Raw genomic sequence first — 2,740 nt, 5'->3', positions numbered from 1 at the left:
TCCCATAAGAATTTTCTCTGCATTTGTCTCTGCTGACCATCCGTCTAACTCTTCTATTCTATCAGTTAGCTCTCCTGCCCTAGCATAGTCCTCGTCTGTTGCATCGGGTTTTGAGTATAGTTCTTCCTGTTCTTTTTTTATTGAGTATAACTCTTCGTGTCCCATTAATACAACTTCTAAAACGGCAATATCCTCATAAGCAAAGTGATCCTGCTTCAGTACTGCCATGCTTTTTCTTTTGTCAAAAATAACTTCTCCTTCTGACGGATCGAGATCCCCAGAAAGTATTCTTACAAAGGTAGATTTTCCGGCACCGTTTGCCCCTATTAATCCGTAGCAATTCCCAGGAGTAAATTTTACATTTACATCTTCGAAAAGCTTCCTTCCCCCAAAATTCATCGAAAGGTTACTTGTTGCGATCATTATTTTCCTCCTCATGTGTATCATATATCAAATTTCATTATATTATATCACAATTTTTAATTTATCTGAATATTCTTTATTGTTGTTTTATTGGTTTTATTATATAAAAAATTGAATATTCAACAAATTATAGGACTTAATTTGCAGGTGGACATCAATTATTAATATCAAGTTTGAATTAAATAAATTTTAGTAATTAAAAAACGGGTCTAAAGACCCGTTTTTTAATTTTATTCTTTTTAGATTTATATATTATTTTTTTATCATTACTTCATCCTTGGCTTCTTGTGTCCAAAACAAAGCTCAGAAATACAAATAATAAGACCTACCATTGCCAATCCACCGAATAAAAAATCAAAAATAGTTTTAAAAGAATTCATTTTTTCACTCCCCCTGTCACATTAAAATATTTTATTCACTTATGTAGATTAAAATGTCATTTTCACCTGATTCATCTTTAAATATTTCCACACTATAAATATCATATAATAAGTATTATTACTACTAAACGTTCTTTTTTTCAACTATTTTTTTTATATAATTTTAGGCAGAATCATATACCAAAGATATTGATATAAAATTAACAAAAGACCTTATTTCTATATAAAAATGATCGCTCTTTAACAGGCCATTTTATTTGATAATGCATCCCTTCTTCCATCATTAAATTTTTTTTAAACTACAAACTATTAGTTTATAGTTTTTCACAGAACATTGTTTATCTGGTTTTTTTCCTGATTTTTTGATAAAATCTTAAGGTAACTTAAAAATAAACTTTTCAAATAATATCGGAGGCTGCATGACTACAATTTTTTCGCCATATAAAATAAAAAATATAAATATAAAAAACAGAATTGTCCTTCCACCCATGGTAAGATTTTCCCTTGTAAAAAAAGACGGGCTAGTGACAAAAGAACTTGTAGATTGGTATGAGGATATAGCCAAAAACGGTGTCGGACTCATAATTGTAGAAGCTTCCTGTGTGGCTCCAGATGGGAAACTCCGTCCAAATCAGATAGGGATATGGGACGACAGCTTCATTCCCGGGCTATCTGAAATAGCAAAAATCTGCCGTAAATGGGGTGTCCCTGCATTGATACAGATCCACCATGCGGGATTTAAAGAGGATATAGCCACTGTAAAAGAGGAAGTTCTCGATAAAATACTGGATCAGTTTGTAGATGCGTTCCACAGGGCAAAAAAATGCGGTTTTGACGGAATAGAGATTCACGGAGCACACACTTATCTCCTCTCCCAGCTGAATTCCCGTCTCTGGAATACCAGGACAGACAAATACGGCGGGACATTTGAAAAAAGAATGTACTTTAACAGAAAGCTTGTAGAACGTACCAGAGGGCTTTTTGACGATAATTTCATTCTGGGATATAGATTAGGTGGGAACGAGCCCAATCTGGAAGACGGAGTGGAAATAGCTAAGTATCTAGAGGGTATAGGGGTGGATCTTCTCCATGTTTCAAGCGGAGTTCCTGATCCTGCCTACAAGTCTGAGATCAAAATAGATATTCCTGAAGATTTTTTACTGGACTGGGTCATCTATCTGGGAATAGAGATAAAAAAACATATAAATATCCCGGTTATAGGCGTAAGAAAGATAAAAACAGAAAAAGATGCCAGCTGGCTTATAGAAAATGAATTTCTTGACTTTGTGGCCATAGGACGGGGTCTTATTGCAAGGCCCCACTGGATGCATTGGGCAGAAAAACAGTATAAAAAAAGAAACAACTTAATCAAAAAAAATTAAAATTTTATTTGGTTCCATGTGGGATTAAGAGGAATCTCAGCTATTCTCGGTAAATTATCTTAATGGGACTTTAAAAAGTCTGTACCATGAAGAGGTGTGGAACTATGAATTTAGGAAAAATCCTCATAATAATAACTGATTCCACGTTAATTTTGTCTATTGCCATTGTTTTAGTAGGATGTATAGGGGCTATTTGGCAGAACATATGGCTAGGAAAAATGGGAACAAAAAAATTTAAGACACAAAAAATCAGAAAAAAATCTATTATCCCCTATATTATGGTCTTGTTTCCTCTCCCATTTACCACATATACATATATTTTCTTTAGATCTGTTACAAGCAAACATCCACGATTAAATTTTAAGAAAATTCCTGTTATGAGAAACCGTGTTTTCAATTTTTATTACAAAAAAAAACATTACAAATAAAAAAATCAGGGTGCCCCTTGGACACATCCTGATTTTTTATATTAAAATTTTTGAGCTACATTTCACTTCCTCTTGTCATGCTTGTTACTCCAGTCCTTGCAACTTCCAGAATTCCAAAAGTTTCTAC

At 33.4% G+C, this 2,740-nt stretch carries 3 protein-coding genes; 2 read left to right on the top strand and 1 reads right to left on the bottom strand.

The genetic code is table 11. From position 1 onward, the window contains the following. A partial coding sequence (locus ABZA26_RS11935; RefSeq protein WP_372714741.1) for an ATP-binding cassette domain-containing protein occupies positions 1-423 on the bottom strand: 423 nt, incomplete at its 3' end. Positions 424-1,222: 799 nt separating this feature from the next. Between ABZA26_RS11935 and ABZA26_RS11930 the strand changes: the two genes are divergently transcribed. Further along, positions 1,223-2,185 (top strand): NADH:flavin oxidoreductase, encoded by a 963-nt coding sequence (locus ABZA26_RS11930; protein ID WP_372714740.1) that lies wholly within the window; start codon positions 1,223-1,225, stop codon positions 2,183-2,185. A 104-nt stretch (positions 2,186-2,289) separates the two neighbouring features. Further along, the gene (locus tag ABZA26_RS11925; RefSeq protein WP_372714739.1) at positions 2,290-2,613 is read left to right on the top strand and encodes a hypothetical protein; all 324 of its coding nucleotides are present in this window, start codon (positions 2,290-2,292) and stop codon (positions 2,611-2,613) included. Positions 2,614-2,740 lie beyond the last annotated feature (127 nt).

Origin of the sequence: Ilyobacter sp. (assembly GCF_041583315.1) — a bacterium.
Classification (GTDB): Bacteria; Fusobacteriota; Fusobacteriia; order Fusobacteriales; family Fusobacteriaceae; genus Ilyobacter.
Note: the sequence above shows the minus strand (reverse complement) of the source record. Positions and strands in the feature narration are given on the sequence as shown.

Bases quoted from the DNA above. Each gene is read 5' to 3' on its own strand.
- ABZA26_RS11925 (WP_372714739.1), top strand. From the start codon at position 2,290: ATGAATTTAGGAAAAATCCTCATAATAATAACTGATTCCACGTTAATT.
- ABZA26_RS11930 (WP_372714740.1), top strand. From the start codon at position 1,223: ATGACTACAATTTTTTCGCCATATAAAATAAAAAATATAAATATAAAA.